General features: G+C 67.7%; 16 protein-coding genes. 3 read left to right on the top strand and 13 right to left on the bottom strand.

The window, feature by feature from the left end:
• Positions 1 to 2 precede the first annotated feature (2 nt).
• From eccA to WU80_RS16930, 10 genes are all read right to left on the bottom strand, one after another.
• Positions 3 to 1,724, bottom strand: a complete 1,722-nt coding sequence (eccA, locus tag WU80_RS16975; RefSeq protein WP_055405794.1) for a type VII secretion AAA-ATPase EccA — start codon at positions 1,722 to 1,724, stop codon at positions 3 to 5.
• Positions 1,721 to 2,314 (bottom strand): hypothetical protein, encoded by a 594-nt coding sequence (locus tag WU80_RS16970; RefSeq protein ID WP_055404515.1) that lies wholly within the window; start codon positions 2,312 to 2,314, stop codon positions 1,721 to 1,723. The genes eccA and WU80_RS16970 overlap by 4 nt, the downstream gene beginning before the upstream one ends.
• Positions 2,315 to 2,340: 26 nt before the next feature.
• The gene (locus WU80_RS16965) at positions 2,341 to 3,174 is read right to left on the bottom strand and encodes an ESX secretion-associated protein EspG (protein WP_055404513.1); all 834 of its coding nucleotides are present in this window, start codon (positions 3,172 to 3,174) and stop codon (positions 2,341 to 2,343) included.
• 2 nt (positions 3,175 to 3,176) lie between these two features.
• Positions 3,177 to 3,488, bottom strand: coding sequence for an ESX-1 secretion-associated protein (locus WU80_RS16960; protein WP_082459929.1), 312 nt, complete (start codon positions 3,486 to 3,488; stop codon positions 3,177 to 3,179).
• A 73-nt stretch (positions 3,489 to 3,561) separates the two neighbouring features.
• Positions 3,562 to 4,788 (bottom strand): EspA/EspE family type VII secretion system effector, encoded by a 1,227-nt coding sequence (locus WU80_RS16955; RefSeq protein WP_156349648.1) that lies wholly within the window; start codon positions 4,786 to 4,788, stop codon positions 3,562 to 3,564.
• 237 nt (positions 4,789 to 5,025) lie between these two features.
• Positions 5,026 to 5,340 (bottom strand): ESX-1 secretion-associated protein, encoded by a 315-nt coding sequence (locus WU80_RS16950; RefSeq protein WP_055404507.1) that lies wholly within the window; start codon positions 5,338 to 5,340, stop codon positions 5,026 to 5,028.
• A gap of 67 nt (positions 5,341 to 5,407) precedes the next feature.
• Positions 5,408 to 6,829, bottom strand: coding sequence for an EspA/EspE family type VII secretion system effector (locus WU80_RS16945; RefSeq protein WP_055404505.1), 1,422 nt, complete (start codon positions 6,827 to 6,829; stop codon positions 5,408 to 5,410).
• A gap of 168 nt (positions 6,830 to 6,997) precedes the next feature.
• Positions 6,998 to 8,200: an EspA/EspE family type VII secretion system effector gene (locus WU80_RS16940; protein WP_055404503.1), complete on the bottom strand. Its 1,203-nt coding sequence runs from the start codon at positions 8,198 to 8,200 to the stop codon at positions 6,998 to 7,000.
• Between the two features lie 30 nt (positions 8,201 to 8,230).
• Positions 8,231 to 8,545: a type VII secretion target gene (locus WU80_RS16935; protein WP_055404501.1), complete on the bottom strand. Its 315-nt coding sequence runs from the start codon at positions 8,543 to 8,545 to the stop codon at positions 8,231 to 8,233.
• A gap of 96 nt (positions 8,546 to 8,641) precedes the next feature.
• The gene (locus WU80_RS16930) at positions 8,642 to 9,640 is read right to left on the bottom strand and encodes an FHA domain-containing protein (RefSeq protein WP_369808541.1); all 999 of its coding nucleotides are present in this window, start codon (positions 9,638 to 9,640) and stop codon (positions 8,642 to 8,644) included.
• A 596-nt stretch (positions 9,641 to 10,236) separates the two neighbouring features.
• Between WU80_RS16930 and WU80_RS16925 the strand changes: the two genes are divergently transcribed.
• Positions 10,237 to 10,518, top strand: a complete 282-nt coding sequence (locus WU80_RS16925; RefSeq protein WP_055404497.1) for a WhiB family transcriptional regulator — start codon at positions 10,237 to 10,239, stop codon at positions 10,516 to 10,518.
• 91 nt (positions 10,519 to 10,609) lie between these two features.
• Here the strand turns inward: WU80_RS16925 and WU80_RS16920 are convergent, their stop codons facing one another.
• Positions 10,610 to 11,050 carry a nitroreductase family deazaflavin-dependent oxidoreductase gene (locus WU80_RS16920; protein ID WP_055404495.1) on the bottom strand — a complete coding sequence of 147 codons (441 nt, stop codon included), beginning with the start codon at positions 11,048 to 11,050 and terminating at the stop codon, positions 10,610 to 10,612.
• A gap of 1 nt (position 11,051) precedes the next feature.
• Complete coding sequence (locus tag WU80_RS16915) at positions 11,052 to 11,900, bottom strand: NmrA family NAD(P)-binding protein (protein WP_055404493.1); 849 nt, start codon at positions 11,898 to 11,900, stop codon at positions 11,052 to 11,054.
• Between the two features lie 112 nt (positions 11,901 to 12,012).
• Here WU80_RS16915 and sigI point away from each other — a divergent pair, with 112 nt between their 5' ends.
• Positions 12,013 to 12,888 carry an RNA polymerase sigma factor SigI gene (gene sigI / locus WU80_RS16910; RefSeq protein ID WP_055404491.1) on the top strand — a complete coding sequence of 292 codons (876 nt, stop codon included), beginning with the start codon at positions 12,013 to 12,015 and terminating at the stop codon, positions 12,886 to 12,888.
• Here the strand turns inward: sigI and WU80_RS16905 are convergent.
• Positions 12,885 to 14,078, bottom strand: a complete 1,194-nt coding sequence (locus WU80_RS16905) for a MinD/ParA family protein (RefSeq protein WP_197285997.1) — start codon at positions 14,076 to 14,078, stop codon at positions 12,885 to 12,887. The genes sigI and WU80_RS16905 overlap by 4 nt on opposite strands.
• A gap of 640 nt (positions 14,079 to 14,718) precedes the next feature.
• Between WU80_RS16905 and gltB the strand changes: the two genes are divergently transcribed.
• On the top strand, positions 14,719 to 19,243 hold a 4,525-nt coding region (gene gltB / locus WU80_RS16900; protein ID WP_055405793.1), incomplete at its 3' end, for a glutamate synthase large subunit.

Here is a 19,243-nt window from a genome sequence, read left to right as displayed (position 1 = left end):
AGTCACTCGGTGATGTTGAGTCGTCCGTGTACCGCGGCGATCGCCTCGGCCATGTCCTCGCCGTTGATCTCGCGGAGGCGATCCTCGTCGAGGGATTCGAAATCGCCTGAGCGGGTCAGCCGGATGTCGCGGTACTGTTCGCCGGCCTCCACCAGCTGGCGCGCGTAACGACCGTTGCCGGCGATGTCGAGCGCGGCCTTGCCGCGCACCGTCTGCTGGCTGAGCAGCTTGGCCGCTTGCAGTAGATTGTCGGCCGCCTCCACACTCATCGACGAGTCATTGGCGGTGGCAATGACTTTCGCGATCTCAAGGATTTCTTCGGGAGAGTAGGAGTCGAATTCGATCCGGGTAGCGAATCGGGACCGCAGGCCCTCGTTGGTTTCCAGCAGCCGATCGATGTCCGAGCTGTAACCCGCGATGATCACCACGAGCCGGTCGCGGTCGTTCTCCATCCGCGCCAGCAAGGTGTCCAGCGCCTCCTGCCCGAACGGGTCGGTCCGCCCGTCACGCGCCTGAACCAGCGCGTAGGCCTCGTCGATGAAGAGCACACCGCCCAGGGCGCGGTCGATGGTCTTGGTGCTCTTGACCGCCGATTGGCCCTCGTATTCGGCGACGAAGTCCTTGCGGGCGGTCTCGACGAGCTTCGGTTCGGGGATGACGCCCAGCCCGGCCAGGATGTTGGCCACCACCCGGGCGATGGTGGTCTTGCCGGTGCCGGGCGGCCCGGTGAAGATCATGTGCTTGCTCGGCTGCGCGACCTTCATGCCGCGCGCGGCGCGGACCCGGGCCATCTGGGTGGCCGCCCGGTAGCGCTCGACCTGTTCCTTGACCCGGGTGAGCCCGATTTGCCGTTCCAGCTCGGCTTCCGCCTCCGCGAGCAGCTTGTCGCGGCCCGAGGTGTCGGCCACGACGGTATTGGCATCCCACGGGTCGGTGCGGGCGGAGATCTGTTCTGCGCTGGTGGTCGTCAGGCGGTACGACGGATCCTTCAGCGCGGCAGTGACTTTGGGTTCCGGGTGGGTGGTCTGGAGCCATTCCAGAAGCGCCACCGCGGCTTCTTCGTTGCCCTGGCTGCGGCGCGTCATCGCCAGATACCAGGCGATGGCCCGCGCGCACGCCTCGCCCGCCGGGGTGGCGTTGGCCTCGGTGAGCCGGCGTTCGGCTTCGGTGAACAGGCCGAGGTTAGCCGCGGCGACACCGTGTGCGACGCCGGCGGCGGCGGCGAGGAATTCGTCGGGCCACCTGCTCGCGTTCCTGACTTCGTCGATCACGTCGGTCCAGCGGCCCGCCTCGCCGTAGATCACCGCCTTGACCCAGGACAGCAGGTGTTCGGCGCCGGCGGTTGGGGTGTCCTCGACGGCCTCCATGGCGTCTGCGTAATTGCCTTGCGCCGCTTCGCTTACGGCGAAGCCCATGGTGATCGCCAGCGGAGAGTTGGCCGGGTAGGTGATGTCGCCGTACAGGCCGCCGATGGCGAGCCGCGCGCCCACGGCGTTCATCGAAATCTGGGCGGCTCCGGCGAGTTGTCCGAAATGGGTCCGCGAATACCAGGCGCGAAACAGCGTCACCCGTTCGGTGTCGCCGCACCGGATCCGGCCAATCCACGCGTCGCAGGCGGACTCGTCGTAGTTCGTGATTTCGGTGAACAAATCCAGCGCGCGTGCCTCCGACACGGGCAGCATGCCGACCGCGCTTTCGAACAGGCCGGCCAGATGCTCCGTCATTTATCCGTCGCGTATCGGGTCGCGAACACCTCCGCCTGCGCCGCGGCGGCCTGCTCCGGCGTGATCAACCCGATGCCGTTCTCCATGAAGTCACGCACGACGTCGTTGCCGTCCATTCCCATCTCGCGCATGGTGTCCGAGAGGGAGGCGTCCTCCATCAGGTAGTCGTGCTGGGCGGCCAGGCCCTTCTGCCGTGCCAGGTCGGCGATGACGAGAATCTCTTCGGCGAGTTCGGCCTCGGTCATGCTCGTCACTTTGGGAGACAGTTCGACGCGCTGCGTTCTGCCGTCCATCAGCGCCGAGACCGACACCGTTTCGGGCGGATTGGTCACCGTGAACAGCTCGGGCGACTCTTCGTCGTCCGGCGCCGCATCCGCGTCGGTCTGGGAGTCGATGGCGGCGAGGTCGGTTTCGGCGTCCTCGGGCTCGCTCGGCGCGTAGTCGTGCAGCGCATCGACGGCCGACTCCTCGTCATCGCCGTCAGGCGCCGAGAAGTCCAGGGCGTCCGACTCTTCGAGGGTGTCGGAGCCGGTCCCGACGGCAGAGAAATCCAGGGCGGCCAGATCGTCGTGGTCGTCGTATTGCGGCATGGTTCCTTCTTTCTGAACTCTCGGGGTCATGCCCCGTAGGAGGCTTCGGCTCGGTCGAACCAGGCACCCGCCGGCAGGAACTCCATGAGGCCGTCCAGCGTGCGCTGCAGATTTTCTTGGGTGCCGGACAGGAAGCTGCCGTACAGCTCACCGCCGACGCGGCGCGGGAGGGAGACCAGCCGGCCGTGCACCGAGTCCAGGACACCGGCGGCGACGTCGGTCTGCGTGGAGGTGCCGCCGGGGTGGCGTTGGCTGGCGATGATCTCCACCCAGCTGGTCGGGTCGCTGATGATCTCGGCGTAGAGGCGCGCCGACGCGGGCGCGGCGCCGTGCTGAACCAGCTGGGCCGGGGTGGTGCAGGTGGCCAGCTCGGCGGCGACGCCGGTCAGCGGCTCGACGTCGGCGGGCGTCGCGGGGCCGAGCACCGTGGTCACCATCCCGGCCAAGCCGATCTGAGGCGCCACCAGCTGCAGGACCAGCAGGTCGCCGTCGCGGGCGGCGATGACGTGGCGCTCGCCCTTGCGGCACACCGCAAACCGGACCATGACGCCGCCGAGATCGCGCCGCCACCACCGGCCCTCCAGGCTGCGGTCCGGCCTCCCCAGGGTGTCGACCATCGCCGCCACCGCCGGGTGGGGTTGTCCCTGGTGGTCGAGCACCCCTTGCGCGGTGAGGTCGCGCTGGACCTGATCCCAGACGCGGTCTCGCAACTCTTCCTGGGGGATGTTCGGACGGATGCCCAGTGTCGTCGGGAAATCGACCAGATGCATTCGGTCGGCGATCACCAGCATGCCGTCGACAGTGACCTCCACGCCGACGACATCGTCGACGAGGCCGGCGGTAGTGAGCGGCCCGGACATGATCAGCTGAGCATCTGTTTGTTGAGGTTTGCGCTCAGGTCTTCGTCGACGCCCTCGTACGTTTGCTTGGCGACGCGCAACTTCGCGGCGAGGTCCGACGCGTGCTGCCGAATGTTCTGGCCCGCGCCGCGGCGCTGTTTCTCGGCGGTGACAAATGCACTATTGGAGCTTCCGCTGATGACGCCGTGCGTCACCCACACCGCGGTTTCGGTATTGCTCGCAGCCGAAGCCGCTTCTTCTGCCTTGGTGGCCGCTTGCCCCTGTTTAGTCGCCAATTGCTCGAGATACTTTTCGTCGACCTTCAGCATTGCCATTGGAATCTCCTCAACGGATATTTTTACTCGCTATTGCGTTGACTCGTAGCGGTTTTTGCCGCACTCGCGAGGCTTAAAGGACCCGCTGCGGCCGGCTGGTCCCCGGCGCCGCGCCGGTGCCGACCCCGGCGCCGTCGACAGGCGCGCGTTCCCCGCCGGCCGTGCCCAACGCCGCCCCGTCGCCGGGCTCCTCGCCGGCGGCCGGCGCCATCCTCGGCCGCGGCTGACCCGTCGAGGCGAGTTGCTGAACCTGCCCCATCATCTGGTTGGCGAAGTTCATCGGCTGCGCGAGCTGACCGGAGGCCTGAGTGACTTGGCTCAGCGCGGGCGGCATCCACACCGGCGTCGTCTGCGCCGTCTCCACGGCGGCGGCGCCCTCGCCCTTGAGCGCGCCCAGGACGCCGCGCTCCTCCGGGGAGTCACCGGCCGCCGGCGCCAGGCCGGCCAACGAGGCGACGGTCGGTGCGGCGGAGAAGGCGGACAGGCTGTTCGAGACGGCCGCGAAGTCGCCGGTCTTGGTCTCCTCCGCCCCGGTCACCTCTATGCGGGCGAACGAACTGGTGGGGATCGCCTTCTCGGCGACCTCGCCGTATTCAAGGGCGACCGCGTGGATCTGGTGGGCCAGGGACATGGAATTGGACAGCGTGAACATCTCGAAGGCCAAGACGGTGGCGCACGCCGCGAACGCGGCGATGATCTGCCAAGCCGCCGAGATTTCGTGGCCGACGACGGGGATCAGGTACAGGGCCAGGGCGATGCCCTGAGCGATGACGAGACCCAGCAGCGTCACGGCGATCGCGTTGTGGGCCTTGGCGACCTCGGACCCCTGGTCGGCCACGAGGGTCTGCATCTTCTTGTCGAGATCCTGCATCGTCTGCACGAGGGCCTGCAGGGCCGCGGTCGCGTCGGCATAGGCCTTCGCCGCGTCACCGCTCCAGTCGCGCGGGTCCGGGGCGGCCTCGGCGAGGTAGAGGAAGACGGTTTCGTATTTGTCGGCGCCGCCGGTGAAGGAGGCGCCCTTGTCGGGGGTCCAGAATCCGTTGAGGAGGTCGACCGCCGAAATCGCCACCATCGCAACGTCGACGATTGCGGTGGGCGTCGGCAGGGTCTTGGTGCCTTGGGTTTTCAACGCGTCGGCGAGGACCTTGATCTGGTTCCTGCCGTACCACATCGCTTTGCCGGCGAGCGCGCCCAAGTTCGCGCCGAGTCCGACCCAATCCCCCGAATACGCGGCGCCGCCCCCGGCTTGCAGCCGCGTGAAGCAGTAGGCCAGATCGTGGATACCTGCAAGACGACTCACGGCGGTGCACCCCTTCGCGCGCGCTGACGGTTGTTGGACTCATGTTGAGAACGACAGATTGAGCCTAACCCCGTCAGGGGAGGGGTCGCTGCGCGAATTTTCCCGTCCCGCAAAGGATTCGGCTAACAATCGGTAAACGCCGTAGGAACAACAGGAACGGTTATTCGGCCGGATGCGCGCGACGCTACCGCGGCCTGGGCCGCCTAGGTGGAGATGAGGTCAGCGCCGATTCCGGGGTCAGCGATCAAGCACCTGCTTGTCGATGTTCTTGCCCGATTGGTCGTCAGTGCTCGCGTAGACGCTCTTGGCCGTGCGCACCTTTTCGGCGAGTTGCTTCGAGGCTGCGCTCATCGCGTCACCCGTGCTCTTGCGTGCACCCGCGGCCTTGGTGAAGGCAAGGTTCGATGCCGCGCTGATCACGCCGTGGCTGACCCACGTCGAGATCTCGATGTTGTCGGCCGCCGACGCTGCGGTAGCGGCCTGGGTTGACGCCTGGTCCTGGTTCGTCGCCAGTTTGGCTAGGTGGTCCGGTTGGACGACTACATCGGCCATGGGTGGTCTCCTAATTGTCTTTCGTTATTGTCTTGGCTCACAACAGTTCTGGACGGAGCTCGCGGAGTCAGAGCCGGCGCCCGAACGGGCTCGATTCCCCCGCCTGGTCGACGCCGGCCGCTCCGACCTCGACAGGTGCGCGCCCCGCGCTGCCCGCGCCTGCGCCCGCCCAGGCGTCCTCCGCCTCGCCCTGTATTTCTTCGGCCGCGTCCTGGCTCTGCAACTCGCCCGTTTCCACAAGCTGCTGCAGCGGACCCATCGCCCGGTTGAACATGGCCTCGTGCGGGGACAGCTGGCTCGAAAGCTTGGAGGATTGCCCGGACATTTGCGCCAATTGAGCCACGGTGGGCATCGTGACCGTCGGCGCGGCCGGCTGCGTCGCCTCGGGTGTCTCGGGGCTCGCGGGTGTGCCGGCCGTAACGGGGGCGGGAGCCGCGCCCGCGCTCACCCCTGCCGCCGGTTGGGCGTGCTCGTCGTCGGAACGATGAGCTGCACCGGTCGATGATGCGGGGGCGGCCGATACCCGGGACACCCCGGACATCCCGGACATGCTGTTGGAGACGGCCTCGAAGCTGGACACCGAGGACTCCTCCGATGTCGTCACAACCGCGGACGCCGGCGAACCGGTCTGCACCGTCCCCGCGGCCAGCGCGGTGTATTGGTCGCTCAGCGCCTTCGCCTTATTGCCGTATTCGACGGACCAGTAGGCCAAGTTGCCGAGGAAGCCCAAAGCCGCCGCGATCCCAATCGCGCAGACCGTCCCCGCAAAGATTTTCGCGGCCAGCGGGCCGGCGGGCGGCACTCCCATGAACATGGCCATCTCGATGACGAAGGCCACGAAAAGCGCGTCCTTCAATAATCCGAAGGCGAAACGCATATGCACGACCCATTCGGCTTGGTCTTTGACCAGGGTGGCCAAATCTGTATCCAGTTTGGCCATCGCCACTGCGATTTCCTGTAGCTGCGTGCCCAGTTCGGCGTAGGCGTCCGCACCTTCGCCCTGCCAGCCGTCTTTGGGCAGGGCCGCCTTCAGTTGCTCGGTAAGCTCGGCGAATTGCTGCGACCCGTTCTCCAGATCGGCCCCTTCATCAGGCGGGCCGAACCCCGTCAACAGCTCCAAGAGCTCGACGATCGTGATGGTCCACTGGATGAGACTTACGCTCTTGCCGAAATCTTGGATTCCTTTTTTCACCGCCGCTTGATTACCGGAGCGCCCGCCCGACATGCGGTTTTTGAAATCAATCGAGCGCTGCGCACTTCCCCGTACGTAAGCATCGTATTTGTTCACCAGCGGCGCCTTGGCGAGACTAGCCCCGATGCCCCCGAGGCTGCCCGCCGAGCTGGTCGCGGAGCCGGCAATGTATTCAGCGCTGAAACTGCCCCCGGTAACGTCGCCCAAGCCCAGGCCCAAACCGGCGCCCTGCTGGCCTAGGCCGGCAATTCCGGCCAGGGTGCCGATGATCTTGGTGGCTTGCGCGAAAATGCTCATCCTGGGGGTCCTCCGTGTTATGCCTCGGGGCGTGTGAATCCTGCACGGTGATTCATCGCCCGTTAAGCGTAACGCCGCCCAGTCGGGGTCCGTGCACGAATTTTCGAGTTAGCCAACGGCTTCGGAGAAAGAGGACTTCCCAGGAAATGGCGGCTGCCACGAGGCGGGTTAACCGCGGCGATTCTGGGCCCGCTCGGCCGCGGCCGCGATGCGTTCGACGGGCGCAGTCGCGATGGCCTGGGCACCGGCGCTCGCTTCGGCGGCTTCGGCGCGCGCAGTCCCTTCTCCCGGCGGCGCGGCCTGCTTGGCTTGCCCACCTACGCTGGCGACCCGCTGCCCTGAAGCCGGGCCGGGCGACTTCTGCGCTCCGCCGGAGATTGCCATCAGCTGAGCCACGGAAGGCATTGCCGTCGCCGGGGTTGCGTCGCCGTGGTTGGACATTTCTTCCTCATCAATTCGCCCGCGGACGCGAGGGGGTGCCTCCACCGAACCGGTGGTTGCGCCGGGCGTAACGACATTGAGGGAAACCCCGGACTCGGCGCCAGTGCCGGCCCGGAACCTGCCGGCCTGCGCCGCTTGGGTCACGACTGCCGAATTGAACGGACCATCGGGTAGCACCGCACCCGCCTGCACCGCGCGATACCCCTCGACGGCTTCGCCAACGCGATCCGCGTTGTCGCGCGCCGCGTCGACCATCTCGCCGATGAACGCGACCACCGCTGCGATAGCCGCCATTGATACCACCAGTTGGAACATGATCGACAAGCCCTCGCCGACGTCGGCCGGCTGAACCGCCTTGAGCGCCAGCGCAATCGCGATGCACGCGGTCAGTCCGTCCCTGGTTGTCTTCATATTCCGGCGCAGGTTGACGACCTGGTGCGCCTCGGTTTTCAGGATGTCCGCCATCATCGCGTCCAAGTCCGCCATCGTCGCGGCGCGACTGCGATGGTCGGCGTTCTGGGCGGCATAGGCCTCGGATCCGGTGCCGCGCCAGCGCTCGTCCGGAAAGGCAGACGCCAACCTTTCATGGATCAGCTCGAACTTGCCCTCACCGATCGCGAAGGTGTCGCCCCGGTCGGGGGTGCCGAACCCGGCCAACAGCTCCAGGGCGGTGATGGCGTAGATCGTGTAATCGATGATCGGCGTTCCGGGAACGACCCCCTCGGTCATCAGCTTTTTGACTTTTTCGCTGCCGAATTTCTCGACCAATTGGCGCGCCAGGCGCCCGACATCCGAGAACACACCGGCTCCCGCGCGGAAATCGACGGAGCTGATCTTGTCGCCCAGGCCGTTCCAGTCGATGTCGCTGAGGTCTTTGCCGGCCGTGCCGAGGACGGTAAGAAGCTTGACACCCTCTGCCAAATTAGCCATTGCCGCGCCTCCTAGATTTTGGTGCAGGCATCAACGAGGAAGCACTTGTGCGTCGAGACTTTCGCCGGCCCGCTCGTCGGTGCCGTCATACGCACCGCCCGCGGCGCGGAGCCTCTTGGCGATTTCGGTGCCAACCGATTCAACGGCCGCGTTCGCGGCGCTGCGGGCGGATTCAGCCTCGGCCACCGCCATATTGGCGGTCGCGCAGATAACGCCGTGGCTACTCCACATTGTCGAGCCGATCCCGGAAGTCACCGCGGCCGCGGCGCGGACGTCGGCCGAGGACAGGTCGTGCTTCGCTGCCAGTTCCTCTAAATATGACGTTGTGACTTGTAGGTCCGTCATGGCTTGTCTTCCTCACGCACCGCGCTTGGCTCGCCCGGCTGCGTTGAGCCTAAGCCCGCTCAGACGGGGGTCGGCGCACGAATTTTTGCGGCCGGCTCAGCCGATGTGACTGATCAGCGTTTCGATCGCATCGGCGACCGCGGCCGGCACCGCTTCGTCGGCTTCCGCGCGCACGATCATTTCCTCGGTGACACCGGCGGCCTCGGCGGTCTCCTGCGGCGACAGATTCGCCCGGCGCCGGGCCGCATAGAGGCGTTGCGCGAGCGGGGCCCCCGGAGCGGTCGCGCCGAGCGTCATCAATTCGTCGTAGTGGCGGCGGACCGTGCCCAGCGCCTTGATCAGTTCGGGCGTGATGCGGCTGATCCGCGTGGCCCGCACGGCGATCGCCTCGAGCTGGCGGAGGTCGGCGAGGATCGGCGTCGCCCGCTCGGTGAACTCCGGGTCGTCCGCCGATGGCAACGCCGCGATGGCCAGCCCGCAGCCGTCCACGGCGGCCACGATCGCCTGCGCGATCAGCGAGGCCGGCGCATCCGAGTGGGGGGCCTCCGCCGGCGCGGGGGCGATGTCGGGGTCCTCGGCGATCGCATCGCCGGCGTCCGGTTGCCCGCGCCGAATGCGCGCGATGGTTCCGGCGGGCCACTGCAAGACCTGCTCGAGCTTGGCCTGGGTGCGTTCGCGCGGCCAACTGCGGCCCTTTTCGAAGGCGATTAGCGCGCCCGCGTTGATGATGCCGTCGGCCGCCAGGCTGCGCTGGCTGATGCCGAGCTCGCGGCGGCGCGCGGCGGCGGCCGCACCCGCGCGGGCCATGCCCGCATCCGGTTCGCCGCTATCCGACGGTTCGGGGCGCGCACCCGCATTCGGCGGCATGACGATTTCAAAGGTCAGTACCTCACCGGCGGCGGGGTCACCGAGCCGGACCGTGGTCTTCTTGGTCACCGTCACCGAGTCCGTGCGTCGCCCGTCGACGAACATGCCGTTGGGGCCCTTGTCGACGATCCGCCATGAACCATCGATCGGTTCGGCGTGCAGGTGTTCCGCCGAGAATTGGGGATTGTCGATCCGAACGTCGTCCTTGGCGTCCCGGCCGATGGTCACGACGCCCCGTCCGGGCTCAATCCGATGCGACGTCGTACCGCTGCGCACAACCAGGAGACCAAGCTCGGTACTCGACTCGGCGCTGGGCATCTGGGTTATTCCTCGAGGGAGGGCAGCGGGGCGGGCCTTCCGCCTCTGCAAGTCTAACCGTCGCACCGCGCCGATTTCTATCGCACTTCGCTACGTTTTGAGTCACAGCCGCGGTTGTGCGGCGTCGAGACGCTACACCGATGCGACGCAGGACGGCCGCATACGGCAAATCTTCGGCGTCAGCCCCTCCCGCGGGCCCCCACGGGCGCTACGGTTTCATCGGGCACGGCCGCTCTCGACCCCGGCTCCACGACCCGGTAGCAACTCAATGCTACGGTTACGTAACCGTCCGGTCGCCTGGTCGAAGGGGCACCGGCGGGCAAGTAAAAGAGCTGTTCACGACCCTTAAGGGACGAATCTGAGGGCCGTCCTCCGCGCACGCCGGGGCATCGGTTTCGGAGCAGCCGTTGCGGTATTGGAATCAAACTGTTGCATTGCAGCGGTTAGTGCTATACCGTTGCGAAGCATAGGACGCAGAACGCAATGCTTCTGGAGGAACTAGCGACATGACCGCAACACCCCTTTTCAACATCCCGCTCGGCGCCTGCACGCAGGATCCGGACCGCTGGACCACCGCCCCCGACGCCGAGGCCATCGCGCTGTGCCGCGCGTGCCCCCGCCGCTGGATGTGTGCGCGTGACGCCGTCGAATCGCCCGGGGCGGAAGGCTTGTGGGCCGGCGTGGTGATCCCCGAAGGGGGCCGCCCGCGTGCGTTCGCACTGCGGCAGTTGCGAGGCCTGGCCGAGCGCAACGGGTACCCGGTGCGCGAAACCGCGAAGTCCGCCTAGCCCGTCCATGGCCGCCGCCGACATCGGGCCGGGCAGCGACGGAAGCCGTTGCACCGCATTCCCTTTGGGACTGGGCAGCAGGCGACGACCGCTACGTCGGCTCGAAACGGAAGACGGCGAGCCGCCCCGCCAGTGCTTCGAATTCGTCGGCCGTTCCGTCACGCACCATTCCGGATCGCTTCGCGAAAGCCACCCCGACGGGGACCTTGGCGGGGAACTCCCGCAGTACCCGCCGCGCTTCACCGGCGGAGAGTTCGACGATCCGGACTTCCTGTGATCGTCGGCCCCGGCTGAGCGTGCCGGTCCCCGCCGCCCGGGCGTTCGCCGCCCAGTCGGCGCCGGGATAGCCGGCCACAACGTAGAGGCCACCCTGGAATTCGAACGGCGTCATCGGGGTGCTGCGGGGCCGGCCCGACTTGCGGCCGGGGACCGTCAGCACCATGGCGGGGCCGGTGGGGATCCCGAGCCGCTGCACCGCCATCATCACCTTGTTCATCGGCTTGAGGTAGCGCGGTGGGCGGGGTTGTGACATCTCAGGCCCCTTCCGGCCTGGCGAACAAGTCGCGGTGCTCGGCGACCCACTGGCCGATGGGAAGCGCGGGCCGGCCCAGAATCTTCTCCACGTCGTGGGTGACCAGGGCGGGGGCTTCGAGCGTCGAGGCGAGCATGGCGATATAGGCGTCGCCGAACTCGGCCGGGAACCCCAACGCGACGAACCGTTCGCGCACGGCGGCGCTGGGTATCTCGCGGTACTGCAGCGGCCGGCCCAGGGCGGCGCCGAACGCCTCGGCCAGCTCGGAGTTGGTGAAGGCCTGCGGACCGGTCAGCGGGATCCGCTGTCCGACAAGCTCATCGGTGAGCAGCGCCCGCGCCGCCACCTCCGCGATGTCGCTCTCGACGATCGGTGCCGTCGACGCCCCCGCGTACGGTCCGTGGACTACGTCGCCGAGGCGGATCTGCGGCGCCCACATGCCGGCGAAGTTCGTCGCGAACACCGTCGGCCGCAGGCTCGCCCACGGCACCCCGGAGTCGACGGCGAGCTGTTCGACCTCCTTGTTGCGGTCACCGCGGACGCGGGACGGCTGCCGGGAGAAGTCGTCGTCGGCATTGATCGCCGACAGCGCAACCAGCTTGGTGACCCCGGCGCGCACGCTCTGGGCCACCACCGCGTCCAGGTCCGCGCCCAGTGCCCGGGAATTGAGGAAGACCGCCGACGCCCCGGGCAGCGCATCGGCCGCCGACCTGACCGGTTCGACTCCGGGGGGAAACGCCGCAGTCTCGGGCGAGCGGGTGACGGCCCGTACCGGCGCTCCGGCCGCGGCAAGCGCCGCCACGAGAGGGCGTCCGACGTTGCCGGTCGCCCCGGTTACCACGATCGTCATGGGTGGATCCTTTCTTTCGAATTTCTTGCGGTGCTCCAAGGACGGGACCGAAGGTGGGAAAGTTACAACCGAGAACGCGTAACTTTTTGCCGCAGCAGATCGTCGAAGAGTCATGAACCAGTCGCCATCATCTGACCGGGTCGCCGAGGCCTGGCGTCAGCACCGCCCGTATCTGGTCAACCTCGCCTACCAGATGCTCGGCGATGTCGGTGACGCGGAAGACGTTGCGCAGGAAGCCTTCCTGCGACTGTCCCGGACCGAGCCGAGCGAGATCGAGGACGTGAGGGGCTGGCTGACCGTGGTGGCGAGCCGGCTCTGCCTCGACCAGGTGCGTTCGGCTCGCGCCCGTTACGAACGTCCGGGCGAGGTCCAAGAGCGCCCGGCTCCCCAGCGCTCCGATCCGGCCGACCGGGTCACCCTCGACGACGAGATCCGCGCCGCCTTGCTGGAAGTGTTGCGCCGGCTCAGTCCCGGGGAGCGGGTCGCCTTCGTGCTGCACGACGTGTTCGGCGTCCCATTCGACTCGATCTCGGAAACCGTGGGTCGCCCGGTCGGCACCTGCCGCCAGCTGGCGCGCCGCGCGCGCGCGAAATTTGTTGCCGCACAACCTAAAACCAACGCCGTGGCATCGACCGAGCACCAGCTGGTCACCGAGAAGTTCATCACCGCATGCGCCAACGGCGACCTCACCGGGTTGGCCGCCGTGCTGGACCCGACGGTGTGGGGAGTGGGCACGATCCTCGCCGACCCGCCGCCGCCCCCGCAGATCAACCACGGGCCGGATGCGGTGGCCACCAACCTGCTGCGCTACCTGTGGCCCGACGTGACACTGGTCAGCGGCCCCGTCGGGCAACCCGTGCTGTTGGCGTTCACCGACCGCCGACTCTTCGCGGTGATCGTGCTGACGATCCGCGACTCCCGGGTGGCCAAGATCGAGGCGATCGCCGACCCGTCCGCACGGATCGGGAAGCTCACCGAGAACGCCTAACTCGGCCGACGATCGTCGGGACGCGCCGCGAAGTAGCCGGCGATCGTCGCCGTGACTTCGAGAAACTTGCGCCGCGTGGCCGGCGCCATCTCGTTGCTCACGTCGATGACCCCACCCGGCCGCAGGTGCGGGTCGTAGGGCACCTGGATCACCGGCCGGCCGTGATCGGTGAACTCGCGGGCCAACAAAGCCCGGGTGCGCTTGTCGGCGTGGCCGTCGGAATCGTTGAGCACCACCACGGTGTTCTGCAGCAGAGTTTCGAAGCCCTGATCCGCCAGCCACTCCAGGGTCCTTGCCGCCGCGGAGGCCCCGTCCGCCCAGGGCGAGGAGACCACTATCAGCGCATCCAGATCGCGCAGCACCTCCTGGGTGACCGGCGCGTCCATGGTGGACCCGCAGTCGATGACCGAGATCGCGAAATGGCGGTCGAGGCGCAACGCGGCTTCCCGGTAGATCGCGGGGTCGAGCACACGTCGGGGGCCCGACGCCGGCTCGCCGCCGAGAACGTGCAGGCCCGCGGAGTTGCGCCCCACCCGGGCGACCATGTCGTCGAAGGACTGCAGGTTCTTGTCGGCGGTGAGTTCCCAGAACGATCCGGTCGACCGCGGGTCGATCCGGCTGCTGAGCCGGCCGAACGCGGTGTCGGCGTCGACCGCCACGACATGGTCTTGCCGTCGGAGTTCGGCGAACAGCGATCCGACACTGGCGGCCACGGACGTCTTTCCGACGCCGCCCTTGCCCAGGACCCCGACCTTGTAGTTGCCGACGAGACGGGTCCGGATGGCCGCCTCGGACTGGGCGTCCTGCAGCTGCGCCGGCGACGGGCCGAGCTTGACGAGCCCGAACGTCACCAGCCGGAGCATGCGTCGCCAGCCGCGCTCGGGCGCCGCGTCGAACCTCAGCGTGGCGCGTGCGGGTACGGCCGCGGGTGCCTCCCGCGGGGGCGCCGCCGCGGGAGGCGGCGGCGGAGGGGGCGCGGCGGTCGGCTGCTGGGGCGGGGCCGGGCGCCGCGGAGGAGCCGGTGGCCGTGCGGGGGGCGGGAAAGGTGACGGCGGCCGCGGTCCGGGGCGCGGTACGGCAGGGGGCGGCGGGGGCGGCGCACTGCGCGGCGGGGGGCCGGGCGGGCGCGGCGCCGGGGCACTGGGCGGCGGCTGCAGACGGTCCCTCAGGAATTCGTCGCGCTCGTTCATGGGCTCCTCGCGTGCCGGGTGATCGATCGGCGCTGGTGGGGTTCGTCCGGGGCCAGTGATAAGCGCCACGGCCCAACCGCCGTCGCGGAAGGCGGACCAGTACGGGTCCAGTATCTCCTCACGGGGCGCGCACCGATACCGTGCAAACTTAGCAGCGCTTGACGCGGCGCGGCCGCGGCGGCCGGGGCCACCCGCTGAGCACCGTCATGCGGGCCGACGGCAGCGCGGCGGCGATCCGAGGTGGCTCTGGCAGCAAACTCCCAACGCGGTTTCCGTTCACGCGCCGCGCCGGCGTGAGCGGCGGGGCTGTGACGAGAATTGCACCCCCAAAACGGCATGTCGGCACGGTTGCCGGCCGTCGGCCGCCGCGGAATTTACGGGGCTGCCAGCTGGCGGTTAGACTTGGCGAAGTTGGCATGTCAGGCGGGTATTGTCATATCGTTTTACGACTTGTCGAGACCGGTTTCCAGGCCACCGTTCAGCGCTGCACGGACGCATCCCTAACAGGATCATCGCCACCTGGGGGACAGCCTATCGAGACAAGACCGAGGGATCACAGCCCGCAACCTTCGGGTACGACCTCCTCGGGAGCAGCTGTTAACGGCCGCTGACAAACGTTCAGTTGAAGGGTCAGGTGCATATGACGCCCAAGCGCGTCGGGTTATACAACCCCGCGTTCGAGCACGATTCGTGCGGGGTAGCCATGGTCGTCGATATGCACGGCCGTCGCAGCCGCGACATCGTGGACCAGGCCATCACCGCGCTGCTCAACCTCGAACACCGCGGTGCTCAAGGCGCCGAACCGCGCAGCGGTGACGGCGCCGGCATCCTGATCCAGGTCCCGGACGCCTTCCTGCGCGAAGTCGTCGATTTCGAGTTGCCGCCCCCGGGCAGCTATGCCACGGGAATCGCCTTCTTGCCGCAGTCGTCCAAGGACGCCGCGGCCGCCTGCGACGCGGTCGAGAAGATCGCCGAAGCCGAGGGTCTGACGGTGCTCGGCTGGCGCAACGTGCCCATCGACGACTCGTCGCTGGGCGCGCTGTCCCGCGACGCGATGCCGACGTTCCGGCAGGTCTTCATGGCCGGCGCATCGGACATGACGCTGGAGCGCCGCTGTTATCTGGTCCGCAAGCGCGCCGAGCACGAACTCGGCACCAAGGGTCCCGGGCAGGACGGGCCCGGCCGCGAAACCGTCTATTTCCCAAGCCTTTCCGGCCAGACCCTGGTCTACAAGGGCATGCTGACCACCCCGCAGCTCAAGGCGTTTTACCTTGACCTGCAAGACGATCGGATGACCAGCGCGCTGGGCATCGTCCATTCGCGGTTCTCCACCAACACCTTCCCGTCGTGGCCGCTGGCCCATCCGTTCCGTCGGGTGGCTCACAACGGCGAGATCAACACCGTCACCGGCAACGAGAACTGGATGCGGGCCCGTGAGGCGTTGATGAAGACCGACATCTTCGGCACGGAAGCCGATGTCGAGAAGTTGTTCCCCATCTGTACCCCGGGCGCCTCCGACACGGCGCGCTTCGACGAGGCGCTCGAGCTGCTGCACCTGGGTGGCCGCAGCCTGGCCCACGCGGTGCTGATGATGATCCCGGAGGCCTGGGAGCGCAACGAGTCGATGGACCCCGCGCGGCGGGCGTTCTACGAGTTCCACGCGTCCCTGATGGAGCCCTGGGACGGGCCCGCGTCGATCACGTTCACCGACGGCACCATCGTGGGTGCGGTGCTTGACCGAAATGGCTTGCGCCCCTCCCGGATCTGGGTCACCGAGGACGGCCTGGTGGTGATGGCCTCCGAGGCCGGTGTGCTGGACCTGGACCCGGCCAAGGTGGTCCGTCGGATGCGGTTGCAGCCGGGCCGGATGTTCCTGGTGGACACCACCCAGGGGCGCATCGTCTCCGACGAGGAGATCAAGGCCGAACTCGCGGCCGAGCATCCGTACCAGGAGTGGCTCGACCGCAACCTGGTTCCCCTGGAGAAGCTGCCGCAGGGCGACTACGTGCGGATGCCCCACGATCGACTCGTCAAGCGCCAGCTGACATTCGGCTACACCTACGAGGAGCTCAACCTGCTGGTGTCGCCCATGGTGCGTACCGGTGCCGAGCCGCTCGGCTCGATGGGCACCGACACCCCGGTCGCGGTGCTCTCGCAGCGGCCGCGGATGCTCTACGACTACTTCCAGCAGCTCTTCGCCCAGGTGACCAACCCCCCGCTGGACGCCATCCGCGAGGAGGTGGTGACCAGTTTGCAGGGCACCACCGGCGGGGAGCGCGACCTGCTCACGCCGACCGAGCAGTCCTGTCACCAGATCGCTTTGCAGCAGCCGATTCTGCGCAACCACGAGCTGGCCAAGCTGGTCAACCTCAACCCCGACGACGAGGTCAACGGGCGCCCGCATGGCATGCGGTCCAAGGTGATTCGCTGCCTGTACCCGGTCGCCGAGGGCGGCGCAGGCCTGGCCGCGGCGCTCGACGACGTGCGTGCGCAGGCGTCGGCGGCGATCGAGGACGGTGCGCGGGTCATCATTCTGTCGGACCGCCACTCCGACGAGCGGATGGCACCCATCCCGTCGCTGCTCGCGGTCGCCGGAGTGCACCACCACTTGGTGCGCGACCGGACGCGCACGCACGTGGGCCTGGTCGTCGAGACTGGTGACGCCCGCGAGGTGCACCACATGGCGATGCTGATCGGGTGCGGGGCGGCGGCGATCAACCCCTACCTGGCGTTCGAGTCGATCGAGGACATGCTCGACCGCGGCGCGATCGACGGTATCGACCGCGAAAAGGCGCTGAATAACTACGTGAAGGCCGCCGGCAAGGGCGTGCTCAAAGTGATGTCCAAGATGGGCATTTCGACCCTGGCCTCCTACACCGGCGCGCAGCTGTTCCAGGCGGTCGGCGTGTCAGAGGACGTGCTCGACGAGTACTTCACCGGGTTGAGCTGCCCGATCGGCGGGATCACCCTGGAGGACATCGCCGCCGACGTCGCCGCCCGCCACCGGCTGGCCTACCTGGACCGCCGCGACGAGCGGGCGCACCGCGAGCTCGAGGTGGGCGGCGAATACCAGTGGCGCCGGGAGGGTGAGTACCACCTGTTCAACCCGGAGACGGTATTCAAGCTGCAGCACTCGACCCGCACCGGCCAATACAAGATCTTCAAGGACTACACCCGCCTGGTCGATGACCAGAGCGAGCGGATGGCCTCACTGCGCGGCCTGCTCAAGTTCCGCGGCGGGGTGCGGCCGCCCGTTCCGCTGGAAGAGGTCGAACCCGCCAGCGAGATCGTCAAGCGCTTCTCCACCGGGGCCATGAGCTACGGCTCGATCTCGGCCGAGGCGCACGAGACGCTGGCCATCGCGATGAACCGGCTGGGTGGACGATCCAACAGCGGTGAGGGCGGCGAGGACGTCAAGCGTTTCGAGCGCGATCCCGATGGGGATTGGCGCCGCAGCGCGATCAAGCAGGTGGCCTCCGCGCGCTTCGGTGTCACGTCGCATTACCTGACGAACTGCACCGACATCCAGATCAAGATGGCGCAGGGCGCCAAACCCGGTGAGGGCGGCCAGCTTCCCGGGCACAAGGTGTACCCGTGGGTCGCCGAGGTTCGGCATTCCACGCCGGGAGTCGGCCTGATCTCGCCGCCGCCGCACCACGACATCTACTCCATCGAGGATCTCGCGCAGCTGATCCACGACCTCAAGAACGCCAACCCCGCCGCGCGCGTGCACGTCAAGCTGGTCTCCGAGAACGGAGTGGGCACGGTCGCGGCCGGCGTCTCCAAGGCGCACGCGGACGTGGTGCTGATCTCCGGCCACGACGGCGGGACGGGCGCGACCCCGCTGACGTCGATGAAGCACGCCGGCGCGCCGTGGGAGCTGGGCCTGGCCGAGACGCAACAGACGTTGCTGCTCAACGGTTTACGCGACCGGATCGTGGTCCAGGTGGACGGCCAGCTCAAGACGGGTCGCGACGTGATGATCGCCGCACTGCTCGGCGCCGAGGAATTCGGCTTCGCCACCGCGCCGCTGGTGGTCGCGGGCTGCATCATGATGCGGGTGTGTCACCTCGACACCTGCCCGGTCGGCGTCGCCACCCAGAACCCGGTGCTGCGGGAGCGGTTCACCGGCAAGCCCGAGTTCATCGAAAACTTCTTCATGTTCATCGCAGAAGAGGTTCGGGAATACATGGCGCAGTTGGGTTTCCGTACCGTCAACGAGGCCGTCGGCCAGGTCGGGGCGCTGGACACCACGCTGGCCCGCGCGCACTGGAAGGCGCACAAGCTGGATCTCGCGCCGGTGCTGCACGAGCCCGAGTCGGCGTTCATGAACCAGGATCTCTACTGCAGCTCCCGTCAGGACCACGGCCTGGACAAGGCGCTCGATCAGCAGTTGATCGTGATGAGCCGGGAGGCGCTCGATTCCGGCAAGCCGGTGCGCTTCTCGACCACCATCAGCAACGTGAACCGCACGGTGGGCACCATGCTCGGCCACGAGGTGACCAAAGCCTATGGCGGGCAGGGGCTTCCGGACGGGACCATCGATATCACCTTCGACGGCTCCGCGGGCAACAGCTTCGGGGCGTTCGTGCCGAAGGGAATCACCCTGCGGGTTTACGGCGACGCCAACGACTACGTCGGCAAGGGCCTCTCGGGCGGGCGGATCGTGGTGCGGCCGTCGGACAACGCCCCGCAGGACTACGTGGCCGAGGACAACATTATCGGCGGCAACGTGATTCTGTTCGGCGCGACCAGCGGCGAGGCCTTCCTGCGCGGAGTGGTCGGTGAACGGTTCGCGGTCCGCAACTCCGGCGCCCACGCGGTGGTCGAGGGTGTCGGTGACCATGGATGCGAATACATGACGGGTGGTCGGGTTGTGATTCTGGGCCGAACCGGCCGCAACTTCGCCGCGGGGATGTCAGGGGGTGTGGCCTACGTGTACGACCCGGACGAGCAATTGCCGGACAACCTCAACATCGAGATGGTCGATGTGGAGACGCTGGACTCCGACGACGCCGAGTTCCTGCACGGCATCATCCAGGCGCACGTGGACGCCACGGATTCCGCGGTAGGCCAGCGGATCCTGGCCGACTGGCGCGGACAACAGCGCCACTTCGTCAAGGTGATGCCGCGCGACTACAAGAACTGTCTCTTATACACATCTG

Origin of the sequence: Mycobacterium sp. UM_11, from assembly GCF_001414075.1 — a bacterium.
Lineage (GTDB): Bacteria > Actinomycetota > Actinomycetes > Mycobacteriales > Mycobacteriaceae > Mycobacterium.
Note: the sequence above shows the minus strand (reverse complement) of the source record. Positions and strands in the feature narration are given on the sequence as shown.

Excerpts from the sequence above, each read along its gene's own strand:
- WU80_RS16950 (WP_055404507.1), bottom strand. The coding sequence starts at position 5,340 with ATGGCCGATGTAGTCGTCCAACCGGACCACCTAGCCAAACTGGCGACG.
- WU80_RS16960 (WP_082459929.1), bottom strand. The coding sequence starts at position 3,488 with ATGGCAATGCTGAAGGTCGACGAAAAGTATCTCGAGCAATTGGCGACT.
- sigI (WP_055404491.1), top strand. The coding sequence starts at position 12,013 with ATGAACCAGTCGCCATCATCTGACCGGGTCGCCGAGGCCTGGCGTCAG.
- WU80_RS16925 (WP_055404497.1), top strand. The coding sequence starts at position 10,237 with ATGACCGCAACACCCCTTTTCAACATCCCGCTCGGCGCCTGCACGCAG.
- eccA (WP_055405794.1), bottom strand. The coding sequence starts at position 1,724 with ATGACGGAGCATCTGGCCGGCCTGTTCGAAAGCGCGGTCGGCATGCTG.
- WU80_RS16970 (WP_055404515.1), bottom strand. The coding sequence starts at position 2,314 with ATGCCGCAATACGACGACCACGACGATCTGGCCGCCCTGGATTTCTCT.
- WU80_RS16915 (WP_055404493.1), bottom strand. The coding sequence starts at position 11,900 with ATGACGATCGTGGTAACCGGGGCGACCGGCAACGTCGGACGCCCTCTC.
- WU80_RS16945 (WP_055404505.1), bottom strand. The coding sequence starts at position 6,829 with ATGAGCATTTTCGCGCAAGCCACCAAGATCATCGGCACCCTGGCCGGA.
- WU80_RS16935 (WP_055404501.1), bottom strand. The coding sequence starts at position 8,545 with ATGACGGACCTACAAGTCACAACGTCATATTTAGAGGAACTGGCAGCG.
- WU80_RS16940 (WP_055404503.1), bottom strand. The coding sequence starts at position 8,200 with ATGGCTAATTTGGCAGAGGGTGTCAAGCTTCTTACCGTCCTCGGCACG.
- WU80_RS16965 (WP_055404513.1), bottom strand. The coding sequence starts at position 3,174 with ATGTCCGGGCCGCTCACTACCGCCGGCCTCGTCGACGATGTCGTCGGC.
- WU80_RS16920 (WP_055404495.1), bottom strand. The coding sequence starts at position 11,050 with ATGTCACAACCCCGCCCACCGCGCTACCTCAAGCCGATGAACAAGGTG.
- WU80_RS16905 (WP_197285997.1), bottom strand. The coding sequence starts at position 14,078 with ATGAACGAGCGCGACGAATTCCTGAGGGACCGTCTGCAGCCGCCGCCC.